General features: G+C 60.5%; 24 protein-coding genes. 11 read left to right on the top strand and 13 right to left on the bottom strand.

The features are described from left to right. Nucleotides 1-34: 34 nt before the first annotated feature. A complete protein-coding gene (locus tag AC3WRD_RS23110; RefSeq protein WP_102621348.1) occupies nucleotides 35-1,036 on the bottom strand; it encodes a FecR family protein in 1,002 nt (333 codons plus the stop codon). A gap of 153 nt (nucleotides 1,037-1,189) precedes the next feature. Between AC3WRD_RS23110 and AC3WRD_RS23105 the strand changes: the two genes are divergently transcribed. Continuing rightward, entirely contained in the window at nucleotides 1,190-1,459 is a 270-nt protein-coding gene (locus AC3WRD_RS23105; RefSeq protein WP_102621347.1) for a PepSY domain-containing protein, read from the top strand. 64 nt (nucleotides 1,460-1,523) lie between these two features. Here the strand turns inward: AC3WRD_RS23105 and AC3WRD_RS23100 are convergent, their stop codons facing one another. Both AC3WRD_RS23100 and AC3WRD_RS23095 read right to left on the bottom strand, forming a co-directional pair. Then, the gene (locus AC3WRD_RS23100) at nucleotides 1,524-5,972 is read right to left on the bottom strand and encodes a dermonecrotic toxin domain-containing protein (protein ID WP_310650456.1); all 4,449 of its coding nucleotides are present in this window, start codon (nucleotides 5,970-5,972) and stop codon (nucleotides 1,524-1,526) included. A gap of 30 nt (nucleotides 5,973-6,002) precedes the next feature. After that, a complete protein-coding gene (locus AC3WRD_RS23095; protein ID WP_310650457.1) occupies nucleotides 6,003-6,338 on the bottom strand; it encodes a hypothetical protein in 336 nt (111 codons plus the stop codon). Nucleotides 6,339-6,526: 188 nt separating this feature from the next. On the opposite strand from AC3WRD_RS23095, the gene AC3WRD_RS23090 reads away from it, so the two are divergent. Next, on the top strand, nucleotides 6,527-7,558 hold the full coding sequence (locus AC3WRD_RS23090) for an Ldh family oxidoreductase (RefSeq protein WP_102621346.1): 1,032 nt from the start codon (nucleotides 6,527-6,529) through the stop codon (nucleotides 7,556-7,558). 57 nt (nucleotides 7,559-7,615) lie between these two features. Here AC3WRD_RS23090 and AC3WRD_RS23085 read toward each other — a convergent pair whose 3' ends face one another. Then, nucleotides 7,616-7,933 carry an ElaB/YgaM/YqjD family protein gene (locus tag AC3WRD_RS23085; RefSeq protein WP_096820293.1) on the bottom strand — a complete coding sequence of 106 codons (318 nt, stop codon included), beginning with the start codon at nucleotides 7,931-7,933 and terminating at the stop codon, nucleotides 7,616-7,618. A gap of 153 nt (nucleotides 7,934-8,086) precedes the next feature. On the opposite strand from AC3WRD_RS23085, the gene AC3WRD_RS23080 reads away from it, so the two are divergent. Then, the gene (locus AC3WRD_RS23080) at nucleotides 8,087-8,341 is read left to right on the top strand and encodes a hypothetical protein (protein WP_007957535.1); all 255 of its coding nucleotides are present in this window, start codon (nucleotides 8,087-8,089) and stop codon (nucleotides 8,339-8,341) included. Here the strand turns inward: AC3WRD_RS23080 and AC3WRD_RS23075 are convergent, their stop codons facing one another. Continuing rightward, nucleotides 8,342-9,256: a LysR family transcriptional regulator gene (locus AC3WRD_RS23075; RefSeq protein WP_102621345.1), complete on the bottom strand. Its 915-nt coding sequence runs from the start codon at nucleotides 9,254-9,256 to the stop codon at nucleotides 8,342-8,344. An 84-nt stretch (nucleotides 9,257-9,340) separates the two neighbouring features. Between AC3WRD_RS23075 and AC3WRD_RS23070 the strand changes: the two genes are divergently transcribed. Next, entirely contained in the window at nucleotides 9,341-10,264 is a 924-nt protein-coding gene (locus AC3WRD_RS23070) for a carbon-nitrogen hydrolase family protein (RefSeq protein ID WP_096820295.1), read from the top strand. Here the strand turns inward: AC3WRD_RS23070 and AC3WRD_RS23065 are convergent. The 4 genes from AC3WRD_RS23065 to AC3WRD_RS23050 form a co-directional block, all read right to left on the bottom strand. Next, a complete protein-coding gene (locus tag AC3WRD_RS23065) occupies nucleotides 10,254-10,811 on the bottom strand; it encodes a GNAT family N-acetyltransferase (protein ID WP_102621344.1) in 558 nt (185 codons plus the stop codon). The genes AC3WRD_RS23070 and AC3WRD_RS23065 overlap by 11 nt on opposite strands. Nucleotides 10,812-10,863: 52 nt before the next feature. Continuing rightward, nucleotides 10,864-11,337, bottom strand: coding sequence for an LEA/WHy family protein (locus AC3WRD_RS23060; protein ID WP_102621343.1), 474 nt, complete (start codon nucleotides 11,335-11,337; stop codon nucleotides 10,864-10,866). A gap of 69 nt (nucleotides 11,338-11,406) precedes the next feature. Next, a complete protein-coding gene (locus tag AC3WRD_RS23055) occupies nucleotides 11,407-12,873 on the bottom strand; it encodes a nucleobase:cation symporter-2 family protein (RefSeq protein WP_096820298.1) in 1,467 nt (488 codons plus the stop codon). 99 nt (nucleotides 12,874-12,972) lie between these two features. After that, complete coding sequence (locus AC3WRD_RS23050) at nucleotides 12,973-13,872, bottom strand: LysR family transcriptional regulator (RefSeq protein WP_102621342.1); 900 nt, start codon at nucleotides 13,870-13,872, stop codon at nucleotides 12,973-12,975. Between the two features lie 100 nt (nucleotides 13,873-13,972). Between AC3WRD_RS23050 and AC3WRD_RS23045 the strand changes: the two genes are divergently transcribed. From AC3WRD_RS23045 to AC3WRD_RS23015, 7 genes are all read left to right on the top strand, one after another. Then, nucleotides 13,973-15,064 (top strand): polyamine ABC transporter substrate-binding protein, encoded by a 1,092-nt coding sequence (locus AC3WRD_RS23045; protein ID WP_096820300.1) that lies wholly within the window; start codon nucleotides 13,973-13,975, stop codon nucleotides 15,062-15,064. Nucleotides 15,065-15,093: 29 nt separating this feature from the next. Then, on the top strand, nucleotides 15,094-16,053 hold the full coding sequence (gene speB, locus AC3WRD_RS23040; RefSeq protein ID WP_064381781.1) for an agmatinase: 960 nt from the start codon (nucleotides 15,094-15,096) through the stop codon (nucleotides 16,051-16,053). Nucleotides 16,054-16,141: 88 nt separating this feature from the next. Then, nucleotides 16,142-16,858 carry a helix-turn-helix transcriptional regulator gene (locus AC3WRD_RS23035; RefSeq protein ID WP_096820301.1) on the top strand — a complete coding sequence of 239 codons (717 nt, stop codon included), beginning with the start codon at nucleotides 16,142-16,144 and terminating at the stop codon, nucleotides 16,856-16,858. 51 nt (nucleotides 16,859-16,909) lie between these two features. Next, on the top strand, nucleotides 16,910-17,251 hold the full coding sequence (locus AC3WRD_RS23030) for a nuclear transport factor 2 family protein (protein ID WP_096820302.1): 342 nt from the start codon (nucleotides 16,910-16,912) through the stop codon (nucleotides 17,249-17,251). A gap of 22 nt (nucleotides 17,252-17,273) precedes the next feature. Continuing rightward, on the top strand, nucleotides 17,274-18,392 hold the full coding sequence (gene zapE / locus AC3WRD_RS23025; protein ID WP_102621341.1) for a cell division protein ZapE: 1,119 nt from the start codon (nucleotides 17,274-17,276) through the stop codon (nucleotides 18,390-18,392). Between the two features lie 17 nt (nucleotides 18,393-18,409). Further along, nucleotides 18,410-18,991: a DinB family protein gene (locus tag AC3WRD_RS23020; RefSeq protein ID WP_102621340.1), complete on the top strand. Its 582-nt coding sequence runs from the start codon at nucleotides 18,410-18,412 to the stop codon at nucleotides 18,989-18,991. Nucleotides 18,992-19,089: 98 nt separating this feature from the next. Beyond that, complete coding sequence (locus AC3WRD_RS23015; RefSeq protein WP_096820305.1) at nucleotides 19,090-19,587, top strand: GNAT family N-acetyltransferase; 498 nt, start codon at nucleotides 19,090-19,092, stop codon at nucleotides 19,585-19,587. 85 nt (nucleotides 19,588-19,672) lie between these two features. Here AC3WRD_RS23015 and AC3WRD_RS23010 read toward each other — a convergent pair whose 3' ends face one another. The 4 genes from AC3WRD_RS23010 to AC3WRD_RS22995 form a co-directional block, all read right to left on the bottom strand. Then, a complete protein-coding gene (locus AC3WRD_RS23010; RefSeq protein ID WP_096820306.1) occupies nucleotides 19,673-19,879 on the bottom strand; it encodes a DUF2790 domain-containing protein in 207 nt (68 codons plus the stop codon). A gap of 183 nt (nucleotides 19,880-20,062) precedes the next feature. Beyond that, nucleotides 20,063-22,309, bottom strand: a complete 2,247-nt coding sequence (locus tag AC3WRD_RS23005) for a TonB-dependent siderophore receptor (protein ID WP_102621339.1) — start codon at nucleotides 22,307-22,309, stop codon at nucleotides 20,063-20,065. Nucleotides 22,310-22,455: 146 nt separating this feature from the next. Beyond that, nucleotides 22,456-24,204 (bottom strand): phosphoethanolamine transferase CptA, encoded by a 1,749-nt coding sequence (locus tag AC3WRD_RS23000; protein ID WP_096820308.1) that lies wholly within the window; start codon nucleotides 24,202-24,204, stop codon nucleotides 22,456-22,458. 213 nt (nucleotides 24,205-24,417) lie between these two features. Beyond that, nucleotides 24,418-24,600, bottom strand: a complete 183-nt coding sequence (locus AC3WRD_RS22995) for a DUF6026 family protein (RefSeq protein ID WP_096820309.1) — start codon at nucleotides 24,598-24,600, stop codon at nucleotides 24,418-24,420. Between the last annotated feature and the right edge of the window lie 146 nt (nucleotides 24,601-24,746).

Here is a 24,746-nt window from a genome sequence, read left to right as displayed (position 1 = left end):
GCCGTTGAAGGCCGCCCCCGAAAAGGGGCGGCCTTCAGCTTTTTGGGGGTTGTTGCGGCATCGGGTTGATCACTGGATTGCCGTCCTTGTTGCGGGTGATGAACACCGGCAGGACTTTGGGCATCGAGCCGGCGAAGCTGTTGAGCTCCTTGATGTTGTAGATACCACCGACCCGGATCGACCCCGTGGCGCTGTCGGCCAGCATCAGCGGTTTGTCCAGGTAACGGTTGATCAGCGGCAGGGCTTCGTTCAACGCCAGGTTGTCGAGAATCAACTTGCCGCTGCGCCAGGCCAGCGAGGTGTCGTTGGCGTAGGTCTGGCTGATTTGCGGCATGTAATCGCCGTGTTTGTAGCGAGCCTGCATCGAAGGGCCGAGGCGCAGGCCATCGCCGGATAACTGAGTGTTGCTGGTGACCAGCACCGAACCTTCAACCAGGTTCACTTTCACCTGGTCCTCATACATCCAGACATTGAAGCGAGTGCCGGTGACGCGAATCTTGCCTTCGCCGGCCCTGACGATAAACGGATGGTTCAGGTCATGGCTGACTTCGAAAAAGGCTTCGCCCTTTTTCAGGGTGACACGACGCTCGTCCTTGTAATTGCTGAAGGTCAGATCGGTATTGAGGTTCAGCTCGACCTGACTGCCATCGCCCAGGGTGACGTGGCGGACATTGTCGGTGGCAGCGAAATGCTGATAGCTGTTGGGCAACCAGCCCAGATTCCATCCCGTCCAGGCTGCCAGTGGCAACGCCAGCGCGCAAACGGACGCTGCTACCGCATATTGACGCCAGGTCCGGGCCGGTGGGCTGATCGGTACGATCACCGCTGGCTCCGGGCGCGGAAGGTGTTCGGCGACATCCCAGATTTCCAGCATGGCCTCGTATTCGAACGCGTGCAGCGGATGCGCATCGCGCCATTGCTCGAACGCCAGCCGTTCCTCGGCGGTGCAGTCGACGGCGTGCAGGCGCATGCACCAATGCGCAGCGGCATCGGTGATCGCATCGTATTCGGCTTCGGAGAGGGTGTTCTGGGTCATTGACTCGTCCTGATTTCCGGCATTCTAACCTTGAGGGCAAGGTGCCGAGAACATCCGTCATGGCAATTGCCCATCAAAGTGGAACTTATTTTTCACTCGGGCGCCCAAAAAGCAGGACATCCGATGAGCACTATCCACAAATGGAGTGAAAAAATGATCAAAAGAACCTTGGCCGCTTTCGTTGCGACAGCCAGTCTTCTGAGTGCCGGTGTGGCGCTGGCCGACCGGCCGGGCGCCGGATGGATCACCATTGAAAAAGCCATTGAAATCGTCAAGACCAAGGCCGGGTATGTCGAGGTCTACGAGATCGAAGCCGACAACAACGGCTACTGGAAAGGGGAAGGGCGCAAGGCTGACGGTGTGGTGTATGAATTCCGCATTGACGGTGCATCGGGCAACGTCTTGCGTGACCAGAAGGACTGATTTCGGACAGGGTGATCCATTATAAAAATGCGCAGGTGTCGAGCCTGCGCATTTTTTGTGCGAATCACGGCGCGGGAACGGAATCCAGTTGCCGGCCGACTTCGCAGATCAACAGGGCGATCGAGTCGGCGTTATGCAAGATGACACCAACACGGGCGTCCGATGAGTTCTGATCCATGAACGCATTGCGTGCTGCGTTCATGGTAGTGCTTTGCGTCTGTTTGAAGATTTCCGCCGTGGTGGTCGCCTTCTCCGCAATTCTGTCGAAGTCGATCCAGGCCTTGCTGCCAGCGTCCCATTCCGCGAACAATTGCGCTCGCGGCGTGGCCAGTGACAGCGACATTCTTCGTTCGTCTTGCAGGTCCTGGAACAGGTTGGCACCCTCAGGTGTGGCCGGTGAAATCAGGTCAGTAAACGGCTCGCGCCCCCTGACCGTTGCAATGTCCCATGCATTGCTCAGTTGATGGGCCATCTCGTGTATGAGGGTTTCGGCTTGTGCGTGGCCGTCGATATCAAATCCCTGTGCCACGACGGGCAGGTAGTCGTCCAGTTCCTGATCAAAAAAATGCTGGGTGAAATGGACTTTGTTCTTCTGATCGCCATCAAGAACAAACGCGATCACGTCGTGGAACCATCGGGTCGAGCCGACAATGAAACGATCGGTATTGAGCAAATCATCAGTCGGATCCACCAATGCATTGCAGATGGGCACGATCGCCGTTTTTATCCTGGACAGGATCTGTGTCGTGACGCGCGGTACATCAAAAAACTCCATGAGAAACCGGTTGACCCTTCCACCGGGCACGACATTGATGTCCAGAATGGCCAGGTTATGCAGGCAGTTGAACGCATAGTCCCGGGCCATCGCGACTGCACGCCCGAGAATCCGGGCTTTTTCGGGGTATCGCCGAGTGATTTCTCCCATACCGTGCGCTTCGATATTGAGCATCGTGCGACGCATGCGTGAGTACTTGTCGTGTTCGATCATTTTGGAAAAGGCTTTGCCGAAGTGAACGGTCTGGCCTTTTGTGATCTTCACCATTCGTGAATCAGTCTTGAGCAGCGTCGGGCCGCGCACTGCATCTTTTACCAATTGCCAGTGCGGACCGCTTTTGACAACCTGGTAAACCTTGCCGTCCACCGCCGCATAGCTACGGTTGTTCGACACTTTCTGGTAGACGCCTTGAGTCGCGCTGTAGGCGAGATCCTTGAGTGCGACATCCGTTGCTTCGAAAGGCTGCAGCAGCGTGCGTTGTGGCGAGGTCGATTCAATCTCGGCCAGGCTCGGGGCCGTGATTTTTTTGACTGTTTGAGTGCCGGTGGCGACTGTCTGCTCGCTGGTGTCGGCACCCAGCGCGCGCTCGGCAGCCATCTCGGGCATCATGCCGACAAGCACCATTTGCTCCGCGCCATCGATGAAAGACCTCAGTGCTTTTTTCCAGTGATGATTCTGCAATGCCTCGGCCGAGTCCTTGAAGTCCTCATAGGCTTGCCAGAGGAAGCGCACATAGGCGAGTTTGCCCTGCAGCATGTCCGAGGCCTGCTTGATCCCGTCACTGAACAGGATCCTGGCGTTTTCCCAGTCGGGCTGGCCGTCGCTGTCTTTCTGTGAGCCGAGCATCTGCGTCAACAACTCAAGGTTGTCCTGGTACAGCTGCTTGAGCAGGTTGTCTGCAATCGGCACATTATCGAGGGTGATTTCGCTGATTTGCCCCACCGTGGAGGCCAGCAGGCTGCGGAATGTCGCGCGGTGCGCCTCAGGCAAGCGGCGCAGCAGCAGATTCTGCAGAAATCCCGGGATATTCAGCGCCGCAATCAACGCCTTTTCATCGACGAATTCGTGAAAGGCCTGTTCGGCATACGGCGCATAGAGCACCAGCGGTCCCTTGTGGCCGGTGCCAGGTGCGAAGACGTACAGCCCGCAGGCCTTGACTGCGCTGGCGTTGGCTGTCTTGATCAGGGACAGCGCACACGCGATGGCGTGTGCGCCTTCGACGGCTGCGCGCGCGAGGGTGTCAGGCATGTCCAGGACCTGACGGATGTAGCTGAATGCGGTCTCGGACAAATGCTGCTGCAGTTTCAGTGCGTGGGCATGTTGCAGTAACTGCCAGGGCAACTGACGAAAGAAAATCTGCTGCCGGGCCAGACCTGCGACGGTGGTTGTCGCCAGTGCATCACTGACTGTCTTGCTGTAGGTGGTGGGAATCGCCAGCGACTGCAGCAGTTGCGTGACAGCACTTTGATCGAGCCCCTTGGGCAATGCACCGGTGGTTCTCGAAGTCACTTTGAATCCGGTGCCTTGGGCACCGTTAACGTGATTCAGGGCAAACTCGACCAGGTTGCGAGCCGGGCCGACCAGGGCCAGGTTGGGGGTAATCTGGATGTCACGGGGATTGAGCGAACTTTTCGGGAAGCGGCTGTCGAGCAGTGATTTCAAGGTCTGTTCGACATGGCTGACCAGCGTCGGAATGCCCGCCAGGTAATCCTTGTCATCGACGACACTCTGGTGCCACTGCTCCATGAGTTCGATGTGCAGTTTCTGCTCTGCGACCGGCGCCATGCCCAGCCAGGCCGGGTAGGTCTGCCGTGCAGCGATCGCCTGCGCATGCGCGCCAGCCAGTTTCAGGTTGGTGTGCAAGACCGAATCGCTCAGTTGCGTCAGTGCCTTGTTACGGCTGGCCGTATCTTTGACGCGTGTTCTCACCTGCTCACAACGACCCAGAAAGTGCTCGATGGTCGATTGCATGCGATTGTGCAGTATGTTGTCTTCTATGAACTGGAACACGCCGAGCGTGTAGTACCGGTGAGCTTGCGACTGCGCAGGCAGGATGTTTTCCAGCAATGACAACCGTTGCGTGCGGTGTTGCAAACGTTGGCTGAGTCGGTGCCGCGCGACCGCGACGGTGTCGAACACTTCCAGTCCGAGCGCGGGCGTCCATAACACGGCCCGCCCGGAGTGTTGGGGATCGAGGCCGCCGCGTTCGGTCATCAGCAGACAATGGGCGAGCGGCACCAAATCCTGGGTGCCGGCAACTTCGAGGGTGAGCGAATAGGCGTCCGGGCGAAAACCCTCGATCGCATGTCTTGACGCACGTGTCGGCTGGTCGGGATTGATCACCGTATTGACGATCGCCTGGACTGAAGCGGGCAACGTGCCGTCCAGCGTGCGGAGCCGGGCTTCGCCGGTCACTCCGGCAAACCAGGCGTGGGCAAGGCTGGCCTTGTGTTTTTCAAGATACGGTCGCTGGACGTCTGCGGTCGCCATAGGTTGTGTTTTGAGCATTGCGGCAAGCGGGGTTTCAATGCTGGTGAACGTCTTGATCGCCGCGCGCGCCTTGTCTGCCAGCACCAGGGAGGGCTGCTGGCTGCCGGAGACCACCGGGTACGTGCTCCAGCGGCCCGCGCTGTCCAGTTCCTGCAAACGCTCATGGACCATGGAGCGGATGTCCAGGCTCTTGTCGAACAGGGCATGCAGATTCACGACGCCATCGCTGTGGCGATACACCTGCAAGGCATACTCGATGTTTTGTCGCAGCTTGGTGATGATCAGTTCGAAAAGGATTTTGAAGACGTCACCGACGATCCGGTCGCCTGAAACCTGCGGCTGATCGAAGCCGAGAAAACGATTGCGTTCGTCCAGACTGAGCAGACCGTAGAGTTCGTCTTCATGCCCTTTGGCCATGAACTTGCTCTGCAACGTCTGTTTCAGATCGTTGTAATCGGTGAGCACTTGCAGGCCTTGCACTGGCGTGTAGAGGAATGCGTCGGGGCCGCTGATCATCAGCGAGCCGGCCAGTTCGACGTAGTTGGCTTCGTGTTCCCACAGACGCACGGTTTCTGTGAATGGGCGGTGCGGGCCGTCTGCGCTGGGGCTGATCAACTGATGCAGTGCATTGAACTGCGGTGCATCGATGATGCCCGTTTCACGTTTGACCATCCATTCGGCCCGGGCCTGGTCCTCCAGAACGTCGGCAAAAAACGTGCGACGCGGCGAGCCGTCAGCGGACGGCGCGTCCCAGTACGTTTCCAGTTGCCGAAACAGCAACACCGGCAATTTGCTCGAGGCACTGGTGACGGCGTCTTCCCATTGCTTCTGGTCATCTGTCTTCACCTCTCTGCCGGGGTTTGCATACTCGCGCAAGGCGTCGCCCGGCCAGCGTTGGTGGCGGTAATGCAACAGGACCGCGTCGCTCAGGCTCATGGAGTCGAGCCAGTGTTTTAGCGTGCCGTCGGTTTTGTCGCCGGCCACGTAAAAACTGACGCGCGTACGGCTTTGCTGCAGGGATCCGAAATGCGCCTTGAGCAGTTCATCCAGTGCGCTGTCGAGCATGGGGGTGAGCGTCGGCAACTGTTTGAGCTCGTCGCGCATCGCGTGCGCATTGAGCACTTGACCTTGTTTAAACGAGTGACGCTGTTCGTCGAAGACATCGCCGTCGATCAGGCTGAATGTCACTGAAATGCGTTCTGCATCCAGCAGTCGCTTGCGCTGCACCAATGCCAGAAACGCGAACAATTGATCCTGGTCGTCGGGGTTGTTCAGGCGCTATTCCAACTGTTGCTTGAGAAGGGCCCGGTTGAGATGTTTCTTGATGCCGCCGTAAGGGGTGTAGAGGAAAAGACCCTTTTCGTCTTTGTCATCGGGTGTCTCGCTCAGCACAAAAGCCCCCGGCAAAATCAGCGGGGTCTGGTCTGTAACGTTGAGCAGAATGCGTTCGGCGCGCATGGATTGCCGGTTGCGCAAGGCGTCGGTGGACAGTTTTACGTGAGCGAGCCAATTGAAATCCTTCTCCACCAGACCGTGGGTCTTGCCCAGTTCTGTCCAGAGTCCGGGTGAGTTGAAGGTTTCGGGGAATAACAACGGTTTGGTCGGTGTCGCCATGGTTGAGTCTCGCAGGGGTGGGCGTGTGCACGCACCGTGGGTCGAGGCTCAAGGCTAAAACTGACAAGCGACGCGCGGGTGGTAGATAAATAACGCGGGGTTGACAGGCAACCGGCCAGCCGTGGTTAATCCTCTGGCGGGTTGTTCGTTCGCTGTTGTTCCCTCCAATAATTACTCTGGAGCTTCAGATGTCTGCGCCACACGATCATGCGGTTTCGTCCACGGTGTCCCTGGATGAGCTGACTCACTTGCTGGAAACGATTTTCATCCGTCACGGCACCTCGACCGAAGTCGCCAGAACACTGGCCGCCAATTGCGCCAATGCCGAGCGGGACGGTGCTCACAGCCATGGCGTTTTCCGGATTCCCGGTTATGTCTCGACCCTCAACAGCGGCTGGGTCAACGGCCAGGCCGTGCCGAAAGTCGAGGACGTGGCCTCAGGGTTTGTCAGTGTCGATGCCGGCAACGGTTTTGCCCAACCTGCGCTGGCGGCGGCGCGTCCACTGTTGGTGGAGAAGGCCCGCAGCGCCGGGATCGCGATATTGGCGATCCGCAATTCCCATCACTTCGCCGCGCTGTGGCCGGACGTCGAGCCTTTCGCCGACGAAGGCCTGGTGGCGCTGAGCGTGGTCAACAGCATGACCTGCGTGGTGCCCCACGGCGCCGACCGGCCGTTGTTCGGCACCAACCCGATCGCCTTCGCCGCGCCAAGGGCCGACGGTGCGCCGATCGTATTTGATCTGGCCACCAGCGCCATTGCCCATGGCGACGTACAGATTGCCGCGCGCAAGGGCGAGAAACTGCCGGCGGGCATGGGCGTGGACAGCCTGGGCCAGCCGACCTGCGACCCGAAAGCGATTCTTGAAGGCGGCGCGTTGCTGCCGTTTGGCGGACACAAGGGCTCGGCGCTGTCGATGATGGTGGAGCTGCTCGCCGCCGCGCTGACTGGCGGCAATTTCTCGTTCGAATTCGACTGGAAGAACCATCCCGGCGCCAAGACTCCGTGGACCGGTCAGTTGCTGATCGTGATCGACCCGAGCAAGACCGCCGGGCAGAGCTTCGCCGAACGCAGCCAGGAACTGGTCAGGCAGATGCATGGGGTAGGGCTCAAGCGTTTGCCGGGTGATCGGCGGCATTTGCAGCGCGCCAAATCACTGGCCGAAGGCATTGTGCTGGATGGGCAGACCCTGGCGCAGTTGCGTGAGCTGGCAGGCGAGTGACGTTTTACCGGACATGAAAAAGGCGAGCCGCAGGGCTCGCCTTTTTTTTCGCTGCGCTCAGCGGCGGCCGAGCAACAGACCGACCACCAGACCGAAACCGGCGGAAATCGCCACGGTCTGCCACGGGTGGCCACCAATGTAGTTTTCGGTGGCGTCCACCGCCGGTTTGGTGCGGTCACGCACGCTGGACACAGAATCCAGCGCCTGCTGCAATTTCAGGGCGATTTGTCCGCGCAGGGTCTCCGCTTCTTCACCGACCAGTGAGGCACTGCTTTTGAGCAGTTTGTCCGACTCTTCGATCAGAGCCTGGAGTTCGCTGAACGCTTGATCCTTGATTTGGTCTTCAGCGGCTTGAACGGCGCTTTTGCGGGCCATTGGGTGACTCCTTGCAGGTGAATGGACAGTGAACAATGGAGTGTGGCGCGGCTTGAAAAGTTGCAGCGAATTTCTCTCAGGAAGAAAAACCAGCGCCGGAGATTTCCGTCCAGCGTGTAAGATGTCGCCATTTCATGCAGCAGGTAATTCCCCATGAGTTTCAATCTGGCCGACAAATCCCTCGCAGAGCGCGCTGCGCTGGAAGACGAGAAATCCCGACTGTTCGAACTCTGGCAGAACAATCTGGGCAAAGCCAAGGGCGAAGCCGCGCGATTGTTCGGCGAGCGCTCCAAGCGCAAGGGCAAATGGGCCGAATTCGTGCGCGCCGAACTGGACGGCATGTCGCCGCCGGAGTTCGCCAACATGGTGCGCAGTGAAGTCAACCGGCTGATGGCGGCCAACAAGTAATCATTCGGTCTTGAAACTGGCGACAATCGCTTCGCGAACCTTCAGCACCACCGGATCGATCTGGGTGTTGGTGCGCCAGCCCAGCTCGATCGGATAGCGTGGCAGCGCCAGCGGGCAGGGCAGCAGTGCCAGCCCGCTCATTGAAGCAATCGCCTGTGCCGCATGGGTCGGGATGGTCGCCACACTGGCGCTGCCCTTGAGCAGATGCGGCAACGCCGCAAAATGCGTGGTCGAGGCGCAGACCCGGCGAGTCAGCCCCAACGCGGCCAGCCCTTCATCGGTGATCCCGATAAAACCACCCGAGGACACCAGAATGTGCTCCCGGGCGACAAATTCCTCCAGAGTGATCTGCTGCTGACCGGGCGCAAGGCTCGCCGGGTCCACCAGACACGCGTAACCGCCTTCACCCAACACCTGACGGCTGAGCAGCCGTTCGGCAAACCCGCCGGCGGTGATCGCCAGGTCGATGCTGCGCTCCATCAAGGCCCGGGCGACGATCTGGCTGTGGGTCTGGCGGAAGATCAGACGCAGCTTCGGCGCTCGGCGGGCGATCTCTTCGATCAGGCGTCGGCCGTAAGCAATCTCGAAATCATCCGACAGCCCCACGGTGACCGAGCGGCCGTCGTAATGATCGGCGGTCGGGTCGACCATCGCCAGGCTCTGCCGACACTTGTTCAGCGCATCACTGACCACCGGTTTCAACTGATTCGCCTTGAGCGTGGGCGCCAACCCTCGACCAGTGCGCACGAACAATTGATCGCCATAGACCTCGCGCAACCGGCGCAAAGCCGCGCTGACGGCCGATTGCGTCACGCCCAGACGCAACGCCGCACGGCTGGCGCTGGACTCTTCATGCAGCGCTTCGAAGACTTTCAGCAGGTTGAGATCGACAGTGGCGATATTCATTGTGTTCATATCATTCAGCAGTGAGTCGGGCTTTATTCATGATCCCGTGGCGCCGGAGAATGAGCAACACCTGAACTTCACGGAGTGACCACCATGCCCAAATCAATCGTTGCCGCCCTGCAGATCGGCGCCTTGCCCGGCGGCAAGGCTGACACCCTGGAACAGATCCTGAGCTGGGAAGCCGCGATCATCGAATCCGGCGCAGCGCTGGTGGTGATGCCCGAAGCGTTGCTCGGCGGTTATCCGAAAGGCGAGGGCTTTGGTACGCAACTGGGTTATCGCCTGCCCGAAGGGCGTGAGGCCTACGCCCGTTATTTTGCCAACGCCATCGATGTGCCGGGCGCGGAAACCGAAGCGCTGGCCGGGCTGTCGGCGCGAACCGGGGCCAACCTGGTGATCGGCGTGATCGAACGAGCGGGCAGCACTTTGCATTGCACCGCGCTGTATTTCGACCCGCAGGCGGGGCTGGTGGCCAAGCATCGCAAACTGATGCCCACCGGCACCGAGCGGTTGATCTGGGGCAAGGGCGACGGTTCGACGCTGCCGGTGCTCGACACTCAGGTCGGCAAGCTCGGCGCGGTGATCTGCTGGGAAAACATGATGCCGCTACTGCGCACGGCGATGTACGCCAAGGGCATTGAGGTCTGGTGTGCGCCGACCGTGGATGAACGCGAGATGTGGCAGGTCAGCATGCGCCATATCGCCCATGAAGGGCGCTGCTTTGTGGTCAGCGCCTGTCAGGTCCAGGCTTCACCAAACGAACTGGGCGTTCAGATCGCCAACTGGCCGGCGGACCGGCCGCTGATTGCCGGCGGCAGCGTGATCGTCGGGCCGATGGGTGATGTGCTCGCTGGGCCTCTGCGCGGCGAAGCCGGATTGCTCACCGCCGAGATCGACACCGAAGAGCTGGTGCGAGCCCGCTACGACTACGACGTGGTCGGCCACTATGCACGGCCCGATGTGTTCGAGTTGAGCGTGGACGAGCGGGCGAAACCGGGCGTGCGCTTCACGGTTTGACGGACTGTCGGCGCCGCCATTCTTCACGGGTGATTTCCCAGATTTCCCGTGGGAAACGTCCGCCGACGAAGTTGTCCTCATCGGAGCGGACCAAGCGCATGCCAGTGCGCTCCGAGAGCTTTCGCGAACCAAGGTTCGGTGCGGCTTTCGGCGCGCGCAGCACCGGTTGATCGAGGGTTTCGAACCAGTACCGGGTGACGACTTCGCTGGCTTCGGTCATCAAGCCCTGGCCCTGCCAGGCCGGGGCAAGCCAGAAGCCACGGTTGTCGTCCGGCCCGATCATCAGGCTGATGTTGCCGATCAATTGCGCCGGTGCCGACTTGAGGCGGATCGTCCAGTGCCACTCTTTGCCCGCGGCAATCGCCGGCAGCGCAATGTCCCGCAGGTAGGTGAAGGCGCCGTCGTCCGGATACGGCCAGGGCACGAAGGCGTTCAGATAACGCACCACTTCCCAGTGGGGAAATTGCTGCTGGATGGCCTCGGCGTCCGCCAGTTCAAGCGGACGCAAGATCAGCCGTTCGGTGTGCAGCGTGGGGGTGTCTTCCATAAACCTGCGGCTTCCCTGTTTCTGTCAGTGAGCCGTGCAGGCTACCGCATCTTTACCAGGTTGCGGCACTGGCCTTGGGCAGACTGAGCTTGCCGGAATCGAAGAAGCGCATGGTGCCAAACACACCGCCCGCCAGTTTGCCGCGCAATACGTAAGGCAGATTGTCGAGGGTTTGGGTCTGGCTCAGACCCAAAGTCTGGCGCAGCACCGAGAACGCCGAAATGCTCACCGGGACGCTGACAATGGCTTCGGAGAACCGTGGAATGGAACCGCTTTGATCGCTGACACCGGAAGCGAACGAATGACCGTTGACGTCAAGGTCCAGCGCAATGCCGTTGTAGTCGATGGCGGTTTCGTTGGGGTTCTGCACCCGCAGCTTGATGGCGAAGCGCACTTCCAGATCCTGGCTCGGCAGCGGTTCGACGCCGACCACGTTGATGTTCACCGGATCACGGTTGGGAAACAGCGCACAGGCGCTGAGGGAGAGCAGAAGCAGGGACAGGATGACGGCTTGGATGCGGCGCATTGATGCTCTCTCATTGAAAAGGGCTGAACCGTTGCCGGTATCAGCCCTTTTTTCATCGAGCGGACAGGATCAACGGTTCAACTGTGCGACAGCGGCCTTTGATGCGGGTTCAGCTTTGGCCGGTACGTCGGGGTTTTCCATGACCTGAAGGATAGAGGCTTCCGGGTCGAAGTCATCTTCTTCCAGTTCGATGAACTCTTCCGGCAGGAAGATATTCAGCACGATCGCACACAGCGCGCCAACGGTGATCGGCGACTCGAAAATATTGCGCAGCGCCTGCGGCAACTCACGCAGCACTTCCGGCACGGCGGCAATGCCCAGGCCCATACCGAGGGAAATGGCCACGATCAGCATGTTGCGACGATGCAGGCCGGCCTCGGCGAGGATCTTGATCCCGGCCACGGCCACGGTGCCGAACATCACCAGTTCCGCGCCGCCGAGCACCGGTTTCGGCATCAGTTGCAGCACGGCGCCAATCATCGGGAACAGGCCCAGCAACACCAGCAGACCGGCAATGAAGAACGCGACATAACGGCTGGCCACTCCGGTGAGCTGAATCACCCCGTTGTTCTGGGCGAAGGTCACCATCGGCATGCTGTTGAACACCGCCGCCATGGCCGAGTTGAGGCCATCGGCGAGCAGGCCGGACTTGATTCGGCGGATGTACAGCGGGCCTTTGACTGGCTGCCGGGAAATCATCGAGTTGGCGGTCAGGTCTCCGGCAGCTTCGAGCGGCGACACCAGGAAAATCACCGCCACCGGCACAAACGCCACCCAGTCGAAGTTGAAACCGTACTTGAACGGCACCGGCACGCTCACCACTGGCACTTCCGGCAGATTGGCGAAATCCACGGTGCCCATCAGCCACGCCACCACGTAGCCGAGGGTCAGGCCGATGACGATCGCGCCCAGGCGCAGGAACGGCACGTCGACCCGGTTCAGCACCACGATGGTGCCGAGCACCAGCGCCGCCAGGAACACATGGCTGGCCGCGCCCAGATCCGCTGCGCCGAAGCCGCCGGCAATGTCGGTCATCGCCACCTTGATCAGCGACAGGCCCATCAGCGTGATGATGGTGCCGGTCACCACCGGGGTGATCAGCATGCGCAATTTGCCGATGAACTGGCTCAGTACCACTTCGATGAAGGCGGCAAAGAAGCACACGCCGAAGATCGTCGACAGGATCTCATCGGTGCCGCCGCCCCGGGCCTTGACCATGAAGCCGGCGCTGAGAATCACGCTGATAAAGGAAAAGCTGGTGCCTTGCAGGCACAGCAGTCCCGAACCGACCGGGCCGAAACGCTTGGCCTGAACGAACGTGCCGAGGCCGGACACGAACAGCGCCATGCTGATCAGGTACGGGATTTCGCTTTGCAGACCGAGGGCGCCGCCCATGATCAGGGTCGGGGTGATGATGCCGACGAAGCTGGCCAGCACGTGTTGCAGCGCGGCAAACACCGTGGCGGTGAAGTGCGGTCGGTCGTTGAGACCGTAGATCAAATCGTTGTTGCGCGGGGCTTTTTCAGAGACGGTCATGGTGGTTTGCGTGCCGCAATGCGGGGCCGGGTCGGAAAATGGGTGCGCAGGATGCCGCAAGCGGGGAGCGAGGGCAACGCATTAAAACTGCCCAAAAGGTCAGGTTCGACCAAAGGCTGACAGCAGATCTTCTTCAAATGCCTTCTGCGCATCCCCCGGCACCTGCGCTCGATGGCGGGCCAGATGGAACGCCACTTCAAAGCTCAACTCACCCTCGCGCACCGCTCGCAACAGACCTTTGTCCTGCCATTGGCGTGCGTAATGGTTGGGCAGATAACCGACGTGTTTGCCGGACAGAATGAAGGCGAGGGTGCCTTCGACCTGCTCGGAGCGCGCTGAACACAGCTTGCCCTGAAACGGCTCATCACTGCGCAGGAACCGATACGGGTGATCGACCCGGTCACAGGCCAGCAAAGCTGCGTCATCGGGTGCATCGTCGGTGAACAGCGGATGGCCGGGCGCGCAGTACAAATGCTGGGTTTCGCTGAACAGCTCGCGGTAATCAAAGGCGCTCTGCACCTGGGAGAAATAACCGATGGCCAGGTCCAGCCGCTGTTGCAGCAGCAGGCGCTCCATTTCACCGGGCATGGCGCTGATCAGCTCGATGCGTACCGATTCGTCCCGTTCGCGAAAGCGCCGGATCGCCTCGGCCACCCGTTGCAGCACCGATTGATCGACCGCTTCCGACAGACCCAGGCGCACTTCGCCGATCAGGCGCCCGGCGACGCCGTTGGATTGATGGCGGAAGGTTTCGATCGAATCGAACAGGCTTCGCGCGGCAATCAGCAGTTGTTCGCCCTTGGGCGTCAGGCTGAAACCGCCCTTGCCACGGTTGCACACCCGATAGCCGAGGCGGGTTTCCAGCTTGGCCATTTGCTGGCTGATGCTCGACTGGCTCAGCCCCAGTTCGCCTTGGGCGGCGCTGAAACCATTGGACTCGACCACCCCGAGAAACAGGCGCAGCAGCTGCAAATCGACATCGTGGAGTTGACCGAACATCACATTAGCCTTGGATAAAGTCAGGTTAACAAACTTGATATTTCTGGAATGTATCCGACGGCGCATCCTGAGACCACTTCCTCCGGTCAGGTGTTTCGTCATGGCTCCCTTGTTCAAGCTGTGTTTACCCGCACTGTTGCTCTCTGTCTCCATCGCCGCCCAGGCCGAGGACAAGACGCTCAACCTCTACAGCTGGGCCGATTACGTGGCGCCTGAAACCCTGCAGCGCTTCGAAAAGGAAACCGGCATTCACGTGCGCTACGACACCTTCGATACCTCCGAGGTGCTGGAAACCAAGTTGCTTACCGGCGGCAGCGGCTACGACGTGGTGGTGCCGTCATCCAGCGTGCTGGCACGGGGGCTCGCTGCTGGCGCGTTGAAGGAAATCCCTCACGACGGGCTCAAGGGTTACGCCAATCTCGATCCGGACCTGCTGGAAAAACTCGCGGCCGTCGACCCGGGCAATCGCTATGGCGTGCCGTACACCTGGGGCACGCTCGGTCTGGGCATGAACGTTGAAGCGCTTAAGCAACGGCTGCCGGATGTGCCGCTCAACAGCCTCGATCTGCTGTTCAAGCCCGAATACGCCAGCAAGCTCAAGGACTGCGGGATCGCCATTCTCGATTCCCCGCAGGAAGTGATCGGCTTGGCGTTGCACTACCTCGGTAAAGATCCCTACAGCACCGACAAGAACGATCTGGCCGCCGCCGAAGCCTTGTTGCAGAAGTTGCAGCCCTCGGTGCTGTACGTCGCCACTGGCCGGCAGATCAGTGATCTGGCCAACGGCAGCGTGTGCCTGGCGCTGACCTACAACGGTGACGCAAGCATGGCCGCCGATCAGGCGCGCAAGGCCAACAAGCCGTTTGAAGTCGCTTACCGGATTCCGAAAGAAGGCACGCTGGTGTGGCAGGACAATCTGGCCATCCCCAAAGACGCGCCGCACCCGGAGGCCGCTCGGGCCTTCATCGAGTTCATGTTGCGCCCCGAATCCGTGGCGGCGCTGACCAATACGCTGTTCTTCGCCACCGCCAACCAGGCCGCCACGCCGCTGGTGGACGAAGCGGTGCGCAACGATCCGGACATTTACCCGAAACCCGAAGTGCGCGAACGGCTGTACGCCGACCGCAGCATGAGCCTCAAGGACATGCGTCAGCGCACGCGCTTGTGGACCACTTTCCGTAGCCATCAATAACGCTGGATAAAAACCAAAGGAGCACACCGATGGACGTGCCAATGCAGAACGATCAGGCCCTGACCCGTGACAGCCTCTACGGCACCGCTGCCGAAAGCACCTACGCCGGGATCACCAGTTTCATGCGCCGGCGCTACAGCCGAGATTTGCGCGGCGTGGACGTGGCCGTCAGCGGCGTGCCGTTCGATACCGCCACCAGCAACCGTCCGGGCGCACGTTTCGGGCCTCGCGGAATTCGTGCGGCGTCCACCGGGATTGCCTGGGAACGGCACTGGCCGTGGGCGTTCGACCCGTTCGATCATCTGGCGGTGATCGATTACGGCGATTGCGACTTCGATTACGGTTCGCCGCACACGATTCCGGAAAGCATCGAAGCCCACGCCGAGCACATCCTCAGTTCCGGCAGCGCCATGCTCACCTTTGGTGGCGATCACTTCATCAGCTATCCGCTGCTCAAGGCCCATGCGCGCAAGCACGGCACGCTGTCGCTGATTCACTTCGACGCCCACAGCGACACCTGGCCGGACGAGGGCGGCAAACGGGTCGATCACGGCACCATGTTCTGGCACGCGGCGCGGGAAGGGCTGGTGGATCCGGCGCGCTCGGTGCAGATCGGTTTGCGCACCACCAATGACGATCATCAGGGCTTTCAGGTGCTGGACGCGCGGCAGGTACATCGCCGGGGCTGCGAAGCGATTGTCGAGGCGATTCGTGCGCGGGTCGGGGACAACCCGGTCTACCTGACGTTCGACATCGACTGCCTGGATCCGGCCTTCGCTCCGGGCACCGGGACACCGGTCTGCGGCGGGTTGAGCACGGTGCAGGCACTGGAAATCCTTGGCGGTCTGCGTGGGATCAATCTGGTGGGCATGGACGTGGTGGAAGTGGCCCCGGCCTACGACCACGCAGACGTGACGTCGCTGGCGGCGGCGACGCTGGCCATGGAGATGCTGTGCCTGTACGCAGCGAGGCACAAAGTCGACGCGTGATCGGCTCTGAGCCTGGTGAAAGCTCCTGACAATTTCTGACACCAGGCTCTGCTAAGCTCCGGCAAAATTCCGCACAGAGCCTCACGCCGTGTCACGAACCACTCGTCTACTGACTTTGCTGCAAGTGCTTCGCGGCAAGAAACGCCCGGTCACTGCGGCGACGCTGGCGTCCGAGCTGGAAATCTCCGAGCGCACCCTCTATCGCGACATCGCCGAATTGACGGCGCTCGGCGCGCCGATCCACGGCGAGGCGGGCATTGGTTATGTCTTGCGCAGCGGCCTGTTTCTGCCGCCGCTGATGCTCAACGCCGACGAGACCGAAGCCATCGTGCTGGGCCTGCGCTATGTCGATCAGCGTGGCGACGAGGTCCTGAGCAAAGCCGCAGCGGATGCTCTGGCAAAAATTGCGGCGGTGCTGGATCCCCAGGCCCAGGAGGCGATGCGCAATCCGACGGTCATGCCCGGGCCGCCCGGTTACGGGTTTCCGCAGAACGCAGTGCCGTTGAATGTGTTTCGTCAGGCGATCCGCGATCAGGCCAAGCTGCACATCGATTACGCCGACGCACAACAGGTGCCGAGCCAACGATTGATCTGGCCGTTGGCGCTGGGGTTTCTCAACGAGGTGCGGATCATTGTCGCGTGGTGCGAGTTGCGCAGCGCGTATCGCACGTTCCGAACCGACCGGATCTCAGCGGCCAGCCTGCAGGGCGAGCGTTATCCAGGACGTCGCAGCGACCTGCTGCGCACCTGGCAGCGGCAGATGCAACTGGACGAAAACGGGCGTTTCACTCCTGACAAAAACTGACGCAGGGCTGTTCTAGGATGGCGACAGAACCCGAAAACAGGAGCTGCACTCATGTTCCATCCCACCTCGATACTCGCCCCGGCCATCGTTGAGTACATCAACGCCGCCAACGCTCGCGATACGACCCGGGTCGGCAGTTTTTTTGCCGAGGATGCCCACGTGTTCGATGAAGGCAATCATCAGGTCGGTCCGCAGGCCATCGCCCACTGGATGCAAGACACCGCCCGACGCTATCAGCCACGAGTCGAAGTGCTGGGCGTCCAGCAGCGCACCGGCAAAGTGCTGGTGCAAGGGCTGATCTCCGGGACGTTCCCCGGCAGTCCGCTGGAACTGCGTTACACCTTTCGCCTCAACGAGCAGGGCAAAATCGCACGGCTGGATATTTCCGTGTAGCCATCGTGGCATACTGCCGCGCATGACTTTCGACTCTCCCCTAAGCGCCTGGCAACATGCCGTCGAGCACAAGGGCTTCATCCAGGATGAAGCCCAGGAGCACGCGGTCTGGGCGTTGCAAAAATGCCATGAAGCCCTGCACGCCGGTGCCCGTTCGGTCACCGGCGTTTACTTGTGGGGGCCGGTCGGGCGCGGCAAGACCTGGCTGATGGACCAGTTCCATCAAAGCCTGCGGGTGCCGGCCCGGCGTCAGCACTTTCATCACTTCATGGGCTGGGTCCATCAGCGCTCGTTTCAACTGACCGGCATCGCCGATCCGCTGCGGGCATTGGCCCGGGAACTGGCGGCCGAAGTGCGGGTGCTGTGCTTCGATGAGCTGTTTGTCAATGACATCGGCGATGCGATCATCCTCGGCCGGTTGTTCCAGGTGATGTTCGACGAAGGCGTGGTGGTGGTCTGCACCTCCAACCTGCCGCCGGATCAGTTGTATGCCGACGGCTTTAACCGTGACCGCTTCCTGCCAGCGATCACGGCGATCAAGCAGCATATGCAGGTGGTCGCGGTGAACGGCGCCGAGGACCATCGGTTGCATCCGGGCGCCCTCGAGCAGCGCTACTGGGTGGCGGCGCTGGAGCAGGATTGCGCGCTGGCCGGGGTGTTCGACGCGTTGGCGGCCGGGCAGGGCGCCAGCTCCGAGGCGGTGCCGGTCGGCTACCGCGCCTTGAATGTCGTGAAGGCCAGCGAGTCCGTGTTGTGGTGCCGTTACGCGGATCTGTGCGAGCAACCGTTCGCGGCCATGGACTTCATCGCGCTGTGCGACACCTACCGGGCTATTCTGTTGAGCGAGGTGCCGAACCTGAGCGCGCAAAAGCGTGAAGGGCGAATCGCCCGTGGCACCGAAGACGGTGCGGAGCGGGTGGTGGCCGGCGATCGCGAGTTGCCGCAACTGTCAGTGCACGATGACGGTGTACGGCGCTTTATCGCGCTGGTCGACGAGTGCTACGACCGCAAGGTGCCGCTGTACATCGAGGCGCAGGTGCCGATGGACGCGCTGTACACCGAGGGTTATCTGGAATTCCCGTTCCGCCGGACCCTCAGCCGCTTGCAGGAGATGCAGCTGCAACGCTTTGCCGACACTTGATGCACGGAGGGTGCGACATGATTCAGCCACTGTCCCATCACTTGCTGACCCAGGCTTATCAGAACGCCTGGGCCAACCATCGACTGGCCAAGGCCTGGCGGCAACTCGACGATGCACAACTGGCGGCACCGAGAGTGAGTTTCTTCCCGAGCATTCGCCTGACCCTCAATCACATCCTCACCTGCGACTGGTTCTACGTCGATGCGCTGGAGCGCGAGTTGCGCGGTGATGAGCCGCATCCCGACTGTTACGTGTTTTTCAACGTGGATGAACCCTTCACCGAGGCGCAGGCCTTGCGCCGTGAGCAGGCCCATGTCGATCGCCGCTTGATCGCTTATTGCGAGCAACTGCGCGATGCCGATCTGGGGCGCATCGTCACCATCGCCCGCGACACGCCGCAGCACGACAGCCGTCTGCGGATGATTTCGCACCTGTTCGAACACCAGATCCACCATCGTGGTCAGGTCCACGCCATGCTCAGCGGCACACCGGTGAAACCGCCGCAACTGGATGAGTTTTTCTGTGTCGGCGAGTCCGGTTTGCGGGCCGAGGATTTCGCCGAACTGGGCTGGACGGAAGAACTGATCTGGGGCCACTGAAACGGCTGGGTTGTGGCCGGGGGCCGCCTCGCGCTAAGGTCGGACAGCCTATCAGTGCGTATCAAACGTGCCGGGGCCCCGTGCGATCGAGGAAGGAAATGGATTCCGCAGAGATTCTTGTGCTTCAAGCCAGCTATACCAATCCGGTGCATGCAGAGGCCATCGGTGTGGTGCTCAATCATTACGCCGAAGACCCGATGGGCGGCGGCCATCCGATTGCCCCTGAACTGCTGCAGCAACTGCCCGCAGAACTGGCCAAGCGGCCTCACGCGTTCAGTGTCCTGGCCTTTGTCGGCGGCGAACCGGCAGGGCTGGTGAACTGCTTTGAAGGGTTTTCGACCTTTGCCTGCAAGCCGCTGGTCAACGTCCATGACGTGTCGGTGGTGACGAAGTTTCGAGGCCTGGGGCTGAGCCAGAAAATGCTGCGCAAGGTCGAGGACATCGCCCGTCAGCGCGGGTGCTGCAAGATCACCCTGGAAGTGCTCGAAGGTAACGCCGTGGCCCAGGGTTCCTACGCCAAATTCGGTTTTGCTCCGGGCATGTTCGACCCGAGTCACGGGCGCATGCTGTTCTGGATCAAGGAATTGCAGGCATAAAAAAAGGCGCCCGAAAAGGGCGCCCAACTGTCATCTGCGAAGCCAGAGCGGAGCCATCGCAGGTCCATCGGTAAACCTGTCTACATCAAGGACGGTAGTGCTCGGTGACCTGTGCGGTCTGGTCATCCGGCACGCGAAGCTCGTTGGCTTTCGTGTCTGTCTGCTGGCTTTGTTCGGTGTGGACCGGGAAGTTCTCCCAGTGATATCGCATCCGCTCGGCACCGCCCTCGGCGAAAGCGCCGGCGGATGCAATAGCAAGTAGACCGGCAAGGATTGCAGTCGTGGTTTTCATGGTGCCTCCTACGAAAAAAGTCGGAGCCGTTCATCCATGAATCAGAACCTCGGGGCGCAGTGTCCGTCGAGGGCATTAACCAAGGGTTAACGCGCGTTCCGTGCAGGTTTTACCGAATGTTTCCAAGGGTGGCGGACGAAGGCTGCACGCGCCGCTGACGCGTGCAGCTCGCGGGGAAGGGCGTCAGAGTTTCCAGTCGAGGCTCAGCGTCACCGTGCGCGGATCGCCCCAGAACACGCCGTTGTAGAAGCCGACGTTGTCGTAGTACTTCTTGTCGAACAGGTTGTCGACGTTCAGCGATGCCGACAGGTGTTTGTCGAACTCATAACGCGACATCAGCTTGACCACCGAGTAGGCGCCCTGACTGATTCGTGTCCGTTCGGTGATGACCCGGCCATTGGCACCGCGCCCGACCGGGCGGTTGGAATTGCCGTAGACGTCACTCTGCCAGTTCACCGCGCCACCCACGGTCAGGGCGCTCCAGTCGCCCGGCAAGCGATACGCGGTGGAGACGCGAAGCATGTTCAGCGGCTGGTTGGTGTTGGTGCGGTTTTTCTCGCCGTTGAGTGCGTGGGTGTAGGTGTAGCCGGCGGTCATGTTCCAGCCGTCATGGATTTCACCCGAGAGCTCGGCCTCGAAACCGTTGACCTTGTTGCCTTTGCCGCCGCTCTTGTAGAACTCCTCACCGGTGACCGGATCCGGTGGTACCGAGTCGTCGAGCTCGGCGACGTTGTCCTGCTTGCTCCAGAACACGGCCGTGGCCAGGTTCAGGCGCTCGTCCAGCAGGCTGCCCTTGAGGCCTATTTCATAGTTGCTGCCAACCACCGGCTCAAGGAATTTGCGATTGGCGTCGCGGTATTCCTGAGGGTTGAAGATGTCGGTGTAGCTGGCATACACGGTGTATTCGGGCGTCAAGTCGTAGAGCAGCCCCGCGTATGGCGTCCACATATCGTTGTGTTGCTGGCGGCTGGCGTCGACCGCGCTCACTTGCCGATTGTCGTCATACGTATTGTCGGCTTTTGACGCTTTCCAGCTGCCATAACGACTGCCGAGTACCGCATGCAAGTCATCGGTGAAACTCAGGCGAGTGGCCAGATATCCGGCTTTCTGGCGGGTGCTGGAGGTGGAGCCGGTCAAACTTGTGACGGTGTCGGGGAATTTGGCGATATCGCCCATGTATTTCCAGTCGCGAATCCGCCCGTAACCCGGTGGAAACGTGCCGTCGATCGTATAAGGGGAGCGCTCGCTGCGCTCGGCCTCGCCATAACCGAACATCATCTCGTGTTCGCGACCGAACAGCGCATAGGGGCCCGACACGTTGAAGTCATAGGTCTTCATTTTTTGCGTGCCGATCATGTGTGATATGTAGGCTGCCATCCCGCTGCGGTCGTCTGCGGGAAAACCGGTGCCGCCGTAGTAGACCTTGCCGTCGGTATCGCTCTGGCGATGGGTGTACGCCGCTTTTAAGTGCCAGCCGCCCGCCAGTGCCTGATCGAGGGTGGCGAAAGCGGTCTTGTCCTCGATCGGCCATGAACTCCATGACGTTGCCATGTTGGTCGAGCGGCCCAGACCGGCCTTGCCGCCGTCGGCATTCCAGTAGGGCACCGTGCCCCATGAGCTGCCTTGTACGTGCTTGTTCTGATAGTCATAGCCGACCGCGAGCACGGTCGATTCCGTCAGGTCGCCTTCGAGAATGCCGTAGCCGACTTCCCGTTGCAGCGCGTAATGGTCGCGAATTGACTGGCTGTCGCGATACGCCAGCACGCTGCGTCCGCGCAAACGGCCGTCGAAAGCAAGCGGGCCGCCCACGTCCACGTAGCTGTAGTAATCGTCGTAGCTGCCGCCGCTGACCCCGGCCAGCGCCTGCAATTGCGCGGTAGGGCGCTTGCGTACCATGTTGATGGTGGCCGAAGGATCACCTGCGCCGGTGGTCAGGCCGGTGGCGCCCCGTACCACTTCGATACGGTCGTAAATGATCGTGTCGGAATCGGACTTCATCCGGCTGAAGGTGTTGAGCATCCCGTCGATCTGGAAGTTGTTGATCGAGTAGCCGCGAGACGAATAGTTGACCCGGTCCGAGTCGTAATGCTGAACCACAACGCCCGTGGTCTGGCTCATGGCTTCGGACAATGTACCGAGCTTGAAATCATCCATCTGCTGGCGGGTCACCACGGACACCGATTGCGGGGTTTCCTTGATCGACAGGTTCAACCGCGTGGCCGTGCTCATGGCGCCGGTGGTGTAGGAAGCGGTGTCTTCAGTCGTACTGCCCAAGCCTTGGGCGGTGACGTTGGTGGAGGCCAGCTCGAGTGCCGGAGCGGCGGCCTCGGGCTGTTTTTCGGCGTCGGTTTCAGCCAGCAGATCCGGGCTCAATGCAGCACTGCACAGGCCCAGGGTGAGGGTCATGGAACGGGTGATGGGCGCGAACATCGCAGCCGACTCCTTGTCTTCGAGAGAAAGTTTCCTTTGGTTCAAAGACGAAGAGGGGGAGTGCGATTTAGTAACAAACGAGAAATATTGTCATTTCGAGGTATTGCGACAGCATGAAAAAAGGGCCGTTTCCGGCCCTTTTCAGGTTATTGCTTGACGACTTCCTTCGGCGCTTCGTCGGGCTTTTTCGGCTTCATCAGGCTGAAGTCGATCAAGGCTCGCTGCTCACGTTCGTAAGGGTTGCCGATCAGCAGCGGACGCTGTTTGAAGCTGTCGCTGACCACGCTTTTGCTGCGGTCCAGTTCATCGAAGCTCAAACCCGCCAGGTCTGCCCAGGTGTGGATCAGGTGCGCGCTGCTGTAAGGCCGGCTCAAGTCTGCGGCGAAACTCCAGTCGTGGTTTTCACGCCACTTCGGCGATGCCCACGCCATGAACGGAATGGTGTACATCGGTGCGGTCGGTTTGTTTTCGTTACGGCCCAGGGTGTTGTGGCCCGCCGAGTCGAACACGTCTTCACCGTGGTCGGAGAGGTACAGCAGGAAGCCGTTCGGATCGGACTTGGCGTAGTCCTTGATCAGGCTCGAGACCACGAAGTCGTTGTACAGCACTGCGTTGTCATAGCTGTTGTAGGTCGGCACCTGATCGTCACGCACACCGGCCGGCACGCCGTTGCGGTCCTGGAACTTGTCGAAGGTCGGCGGATAACGGTACTGGTAGCTCATGTGCGTGCCGAGCAGGTGCACAACGATCAGCTTGCGCGGTGCCGGATCGGTCAGAGCCTTGTTGAACGGCTCGATCACATCGCCATCGTATTGCGCGGCGTTCTGGTTGCGGTTGTTGTTCAGGTACACCTGCTCGTCGGCCTGTTCGGAGAAGGTCGTGAGCATGGTGTTGCGCTTGGTCATGGTCTGCTGGTTGGTGATCCAGAACGTCTTGTAGCCGGCCTGTTTCATCATGCTGACCAGCGAAGGCGTGGACAGGTACAGATCCGGGTTCTCTTCGTCGGCGAAGGTCAACACCTGCTGCAACGCCTCGATGGTGTACGGGCGCGGGGTGACGACGTTATCGAAGACCGAGAGTTGATCCTTGAGCTTGTCCAGTTCCGGTGTGGTCTTGCGCTGATAGCCATAGAGGCTCATGCGCTGACGGTTGGTCGACTCGCCGATCACCAGCACCAGGGTCGCAGGCTGATTGGCGCCAGCGTCCTTGAGGTTGTGCAGCGGCGGGATCTTGCTCGCGCTGTCGAGCATGCCCTGCATTTCGCCCAGGGTCTCGAGGTAACGGTGATAGGCCACGGCCATCTGCCAAGGCACGGCCGGTTCGATGCGGGTTTCGAATTTCTCGAAACCGCCGGCGAAACTGCCGGTGCGCTGGGTCTGCTTGATCAGCGGATAACCGACCACCGCGATCAGAATCGCCATGGCTGCCACGAAGGCCCGGCCACGCGGCATGTAGACCGGACGCAGGCGGGTCCACAGGAAGTAGGCGAACGCCGTGTGAGCGAGGAACGCGGGGATCATCCACCAGGCAAAGTACTGGGTCATGTACTCGCCGGCTTCCGACACGTTCGACTCGAACATGATGAAGATGACGCTCTGGGAGAACTCCTGCTGATAAATGAAGAAGTAACCCAGACTGGCCATCGAGCAGGCCCACAACACCACGCCGATCAGGGCGGCGAGCAGACGGGTGCGTTTGGGGAACAGCAGCATCGGTGCCAGCCACACCGCGCTCATCACGAACGCCTGGCGGAAGCCGGAGAATCCGGAGGTGCCGGTCAGCTGGATCAGCAGTTGAGTGATACCGGAGAAGTACCAGAAGAAAACAAACAGCCAGAGGAACCCGGCCCAGTCAAAACCTGCCGCAGCAGTTTTGCTGCGTTTGAACAATGCCATTCAGCACTCCAACTCGATCACCATTACCACCGCCGGGACGTTTCATGAACCAGAGCATGAAAACCGACGAACGGAAGCCGCGCGCAGACACGCACGACAGAATGGGCCGGAGTATCAACAAGCGAATGTGAAAACTTCGTTAGTTGCCGCAAATGGCAGAGAGCGGATCATGTCGGGAACAGCAGGGCAGCGGTTCCCGGATCAGGCGGGCGGTCAGGCGTGGGGTAAGCGCTGTACGCGGGGCAGAGGCTGCGGCTCAAGGCCCTGGGTCATCAGGCGCAATTGCGCCAACTCTTGTTTAAGCTGGTCGCGTTCGTCTTTCAACTGACGCAGTTCATCGCGACGGATCGTGACATACAGGGTTTGTGGCGGCATTGCTGTGTGTACTGTGCCCATTGCTCACCTCGCAAATGGCGTGTCTCAACTGCAGGTCAGCCCCGGTTTCGAGCCTTGACCTGCTATCGGCGCCGATTTTGGTTTCTTTTGCCCGCGAATGGAACTTTTTTATTTTTCATGGTCGTTGTGTCTTCGGCACGTTTCCC

This window comes from Pseudomonas sp. FW215-R2, from assembly GCF_058789255.1.
The sequence above is the reverse complement of the archived record's forward strand: the minus strand, read 5'-3'. Positions and strand labels throughout refer to the sequence as shown.